The sequence below is a fragment of the Thermodesulfobacteriota bacterium genome (assembly GCA_040755095.1).
GTDB lineage: Bacteria > Desulfobacterota > Desulfobulbia > Desulfobulbales > JBFMBH01 > JBFMBH01.
In genome coordinates, this window is record JBFMBH010000202.1 from 1 (window position 1) to 4,907 (window position 4,907).

6 protein-coding genes are annotated in these 4,907 nt (G+C 70.7%); all 6 read right to left on the bottom strand.

Features of this window, described 5'->3' with window-relative positions; all coding sequences use genetic code 11:
- A partial coding sequence (locus AB1634_18635; GenBank protein ID MEW6221530.1) for a hypothetical protein occupies positions 1-504 on the bottom strand: 504 nt, incomplete at its 3' end.
- A 219-nt stretch (positions 505-723) separates the two neighbouring features.
- A complete protein-coding gene (locus AB1634_18640) occupies positions 724-1,287 on the bottom strand; it encodes a GNAT family N-acetyltransferase (protein MEW6221531.1) in 564 nt (187 codons plus the stop codon).
- On the bottom strand, positions 1,284-2,315 hold the full coding sequence (locus AB1634_18645; protein MEW6221532.1) for a D-alanine--D-alanine ligase: 1,032 nt from the start codon (positions 2,313-2,315) through the stop codon (positions 1,284-1,286). The genes AB1634_18640 and AB1634_18645 overlap by 4 nt, the downstream gene beginning before the upstream one ends.
- Positions 2,312-3,310 carry a D-alanine--D-alanine ligase gene (locus tag AB1634_18650; protein ID MEW6221533.1) on the bottom strand — a complete coding sequence of 333 codons (999 nt, stop codon included), beginning with the start codon at positions 3,308-3,310 and terminating at the stop codon, positions 2,312-2,314. Before AB1634_18650 ends, AB1634_18645 begins: the two co-directional genes overlap by 4 nt.
- Positions 3,307-4,566: a KamA family radical SAM protein gene (locus AB1634_18655; GenBank protein MEW6221534.1), complete on the bottom strand. Its 1,260-nt coding sequence runs from the start codon at positions 4,564-4,566 to the stop codon at positions 3,307-3,309. Before AB1634_18655 ends, AB1634_18650 begins: the two co-directional genes overlap by 4 nt.
- Positions 4,567-4,654: 88 nt before the next feature.
- The coding region (locus tag AB1634_18660; GenBank protein ID MEW6221535.1) for a hypothetical protein at positions 4,655-4,907 on the bottom strand (253 nt) is incomplete at its 5' end.

The following is a 4,907-nucleotide window of genomic DNA, read 5'->3' on the forward strand; positions in this document are numbered from 1 at the left end:
CCGCTCCTCGGCGCCATGGCAGCGGTAGCACTCCGGCTGGTTGCCGATCAGCCGGGTGTGGACCAGAAGGGGCCGGGCTCCCGGCTCCTCCACGGTACGGCCTGGCGGGCCGCCCCTGGCCAGGCCGTGGGCCAGGGCCGGCCAGACCGTATCGTCCCTGACCGAGTCGGCGAAGGCTCGACCCAGGCGGCTGGGGTTGGTGGCGAAGACGATCCGCTGCTGGGCATCGCAGATGAAGACCTCCACCCCGGTCAGGCTGTCCTTGAGCCCGGTCATGTGCTCCCGGACGGCCTGCCGGTCGCCCACCGCCATGGGGTAGCGGATGCCGGCCATGACCAGCTGCGCCACCTCCTCGCCAAACAGGGTCATCTCCTCCAGCATGGCCCGGTGCTGGTAGCCGGCGGCCAGCAGAATCACCGCAGTCATGGTCAGGGCCACCACCGCCACCAGGGCGCCCAGGATCTGGCGGCTCAAGCGTTTCCGGATGAAGCTGGTCAGGGCCATGACGACCTGCCGGTGTCGAAAGGACGGGGGATCAATCCAGAAGGCATTGTGCCTGTTTTGGCGTGGCGATGCAACGAGGAATCCGGCCGTCCCCGGCTGCCGCCGCCAGCGGGCTCCGGACGGTGACCAGGGAGGCTGGCGCTAACGAAGGAACAACGAATGTCGGGCAAGGAATGTCCAACCGCAGAAGGGACCGGCAGAACTGTTCTGAAACGTCAATTACAGGTCCCTTCGACCTTCGTCATTCCTTGTTGGACATTCTGCGGTTCGTCTTGCACGGCAAGGCGTTACCAGATGCTTGGCGAAGATCACCTTGTGCTCCCCCGGCTGGTAGAAATGGGGCACCACCGCCACTTCGCGGAAGCCGCAGGCCCGGTAGAAGGCCCGGGTGGGCGCATACTGCGGCCGGGAGGAGGTGTCCACAAAGAGTCGCCGGCCGCCGGTGGCCAGGACCGCCGCCTCGGTGGCGGCCAGGAGCCGGCGGCCCAGGCCCTGCCGGTGCCGATCCGGGGCCACGGCAATCCAGTACAGGTCGAAGGAGCCGCTGGTGGCGGGAATGGGGCCGTAGCAGGTGTAGCCCACAAGCCTATCCCCTGCCGCGGCCAGGAGAAAGAGGTAGCCGCTGGCCGCCCCTCGGGCGGCCGCCTCGGCGGCCAGCTCGGCGGCGATAGCCGTCTCCTCGGCAGAGAAGAAGCCGGTGGCCGCCACCAGCTCCGCTATCCGCTCCACGTCGGCTGCGGCAACCGTGTCGCGCAGCACCAGGCCTGGCAGGATCCCGGTCACGGCTCGCCTCCTCGCCCTGGCCGCAAGGCAGCGGCCACGATCCTGCCGACAAGAGTGGCATAGGAGAGTCCGGCCTGACCGGCCGCCGCGGCGAAGCCGGCATCGGGGGCCAGGCAGGGGTTGGCGTTGACCTCCAGGATGAAGGGCCGGCCTTGCGGGTCGACCCGGAAATCGACCCGGGCATAGCCGGCAAGACCGAAGAGCTGCCAGGCGGCCCGGGCCAGGCCGGCCAGCTCGGCCACCAGGGGGCGGTCGCTGGCGGCGGTGACCAGGGTGCGCGGGGTGGCGCGGTACTCCCAGGAGTCAGGATGCCACTTGGCAGCGTAGTCGACGATGGGCCAGTGGCCCGGGGGCAGATCCTGGAACAGGATCTCCGCGGCGGGCAGCACCTGGACGCAGCCGGCCTCATCCTCCAGAAGGGCGAGGTTGATCTCCCGGCCCGGGATGAAGGCCTCGGCAAAGAGCTCCCCGGGCAGCTGCCGCCGCCGGTCCCGGAGAGCGGCGGCCAGGGCGGCGGCATCCCGGGTCGCCCGCACCGCGCCCTGATCCAGCCCCTGGGAGGCGTGCTCCCAGACCGACTTGATGATGAAAGAGGGCGCCGCCAGGGTGGTCGCCGGCTGCTCCAGGTCAGCCGCGGTGTGCCATTCCGGGGTGGGCAGGCCGGCCTGGGTCAGGAGACGCTTGGCCACCAGCTTGCTGCCGGTCATGGCCTGCGCGGTGCTGCCGCAGCCGGTGAAAGGCAGGCCCAGGGCCTCCAGAAGGAGCGGTGCCAGGGGCAGCAGCCGATCCTGGCCCGCCACCGATTCCACCAGGTTGAAGACCAGGTCCGGGGCCACGGCGGCCAGCTGCCGCTGTACCCCGGCCAGATCCAGGGAAAAGGCCACCGGCTGCACCGGGTGGCCCAAGGCGGTCAGGGCCGCGGTGACGGCCTGGGCCTGGATGCGGCCATCCAGCTCGTCGGGTGGGGCGTGGTCAGGGATGGGGGGGGCCAGGAGGGCGACGGTGGCGCCGGATGCCGGCGGGGTCACGGCCGCACCCTCGGCGTCGCCTCCGGCAGCCGCCGGCCGGCGGAGGTCATGATGGCAGCGATGAGCTCTGGGTACGAGACGCCGGCCAGGGTGCACATGATGGGCAGATCCGAGTGCTGGGGGTGGAGTCCGGCCAAGGGGTTGATCTCCATGAACTGGGGGCGGCCGAAGGCATCGGCCCGCACATCCACCCGGCCGGCATCCCGGCAGCCCAGGCCCCGCCAGACCGCCAGCGCCAGGTCGGCCGCGGCCTGGCCCAGGTCGTCCGCCGCCAGCCGGTAGGATACCAGCTCCTCGCAACGCTCCTTGTTGGCGTAGGTGTAGACCTCCGGCTCCGCTGCCGGCAGCAGCTCCACCTCCAGGACCCCGGCCACCCGGGCCTCGGCCCCGGTGCCCAGGATGCCCACCGTCAGCTCCCGGCCCGGCAGGTAGGTCTCCACCAGCACCGGCTGCCGGAAGCGGGCGAGAAGCTCCCCCCCCACCTGGGCCAGGGCGTCCGGCTCGGTGATCCGGCTCCGGGCGCTGATGCCCTTGCTGGTGCCCTCCGCCAGGGGCTTGACGAAGAGCGGCAGGGGCAAGCTGACGGCGGCGAGGTCCTCGGGGCTGGCCGCGACCACGAACGCCGGGGTGGCCAGCCCCAGATCCCGCACCACCCGCTTGGTCATGGCCTTGTCCAGGGTCAGGGCCAGGACCAGGGGATCGGAGAAGGTGTAGGGGATGGCGTAGAGGTCAAGAAGGGCCGGCACCAGGGCCTCCCGGCCGGATCCCGCGAGGCCCTCGGCAAGGTTGAAGACCAGATCCCAGCGGTCGCCGGCGGCCAGCCGCGCCACCAGTTGGCGGCCGTGACCGATCCGGTCGGTGGCATGCCCCAGGCTCCGGAGGGCGGCCTCGATGGCGTCGATGGTGTCGGCCCGGTCGAGCTCCGCCGTCTCCTCCTCGCTGTAGCCCTCAGCCAGGTAGTCATCCCGCAGGTCGTAGGTCAGGCCCACCCTCATTGCACCACCCCGCTGGTGGTGAGAGCCGGCGCGCTGCCGCCGGCGTCCGGATAGCGGAAGACCCGACCCTCGTAGTTGCGGATGAGGAGATCCTGGCCCTCCCGGCCGATCACCGTCTCCGGCAGGAGCGGGATCTTGCCGCCCCCCCCCGGCGCATCGATGACATAGTGCGGCACGGCGTAGCCGCTGGTATGGCCCCGCAGGCCTTCGATGATGGCCAGGCCCCGGGCCACCGGCGTCCGGAAGTGGCCGGAGCCCAGGATGGGGTCGCACTGATAGAGATAGTAGGGCCGCACCCGCAGACGCAGCAGGCCCTGGAAGAGCCGGCGCATGACAGAAAGCTCGTCATTGATGCCGGCCAGGAGCACGGTCTGGCTGCCCAAAGGGATGCCGGCATCGGCCAGCCGGCCGCAGGCTGCCGCGGTTTCCGGGGTCAGCTCGTCGGGATGGGTGAAGTGGATGGAGATCCACAGCGGGTGATGGCGGCGCAGCACCCGCACCAGGCCAGGGGTGATGCGCTGGGGCAGCACCGCCGGCACCTTGGTGCCCAGGCGCAGAAGCTCCAGATGCGGAATGCGGCGCAGGCTCCCCAAAAGCCAGTCCAGCTGCTCGTCGGGGAGGGTCAACGGGTCACCGCCGGAAACCAGCACGTCCCGGATCTCCGGATGGCGGGCGATGTAATCCAGGCCCGCCTGCCAGCGCTGCCGGTCGGGCCGGCCCTCGCTGTTGCGGCCCACCAGCCGGGAGCGGGTGCAGTAGCGGCAGTGGGTGGAGCAGAAGTCGGTCACCAGAAAGAGGACCCGATCCGGGTAGCGGTGCACCAGGCCGGGTAGGGGGCTGTCTCCCTCCTCATCCAGGGGGTCCTGGGCCTCACCGGGGCAGGTCAGATGCTCGGCAACCACCGGCACCACGGTCCGCCGGAGGGCCTGGGCCGGCCCTTCGGGATCCAGCAGACTGGCGTAGTACGGGGTGATGGCCAGGGGCAGGGCGGCCCGGGACAGGAGGACGGCATTGACCTCCTCGCTGGTGAGGCGGCAGACCCGGCGCAAGGCGTCCAGGGTGGTGATGCGGTGGCGGATCTGCCAGCGCCAGCTCGACCACTCGGCCTCGGTGGCTGCGGGGAAATGGCGGCGGCGGAATTCAGTTGCGCTGGTGCCGGCGGGGCAGGGCGGGAGGGAGACGGTGAGGGGGGCAACCGGGACGTTCCCTGTCCCTGGAGGCTCCTCTTCCAGGAAAAGATCTTCGGTGGTGTCCATGGCGTGGTCGTTGCTCCTTGTGCACGATCGTAATGGCGATGATGGAGGTGAAGCGTCCGGTCTTGCGGCAAGGGAGGCGGCTGGCGGGCTACGGGTCCAGCACCTCGAAGGTGAGGACGGTCAGGACCGGCAGGCCGTCCACCTGGGTCAGCCGGGCCTGGAGACGGACGGCCTTGCCCCGGTGGCGGGACAGATCTTCCCCCTTGATGGTCTCGGCCAGATCATAGAGCTGGCCGTCCTCGCCCTGCAACTGGAATTCCTCCTGAACGCGGCCGGCAAGGCTCACCGTCTCGGCGGCCGCTGCTGGCGGCAGCCAGGCGGCCCCCAGCGTCAGGATGATC

Bases quoted from the DNA above. Each gene is read 5' to 3' on its own strand.
- AB1634_18655 (MEW6221534.1), bottom strand. From the start codon at position 4,566: ATGGACACCACCGAAGATCTTTTCCTGGAAGAGGAGCCTCCAGGGACA.
- AB1634_18650 (MEW6221533.1), bottom strand. From the start codon at position 3,310: ATGAGGGTGGGCCTGACCTACGACCTGCGGGATGACTACCTGGCTGAG.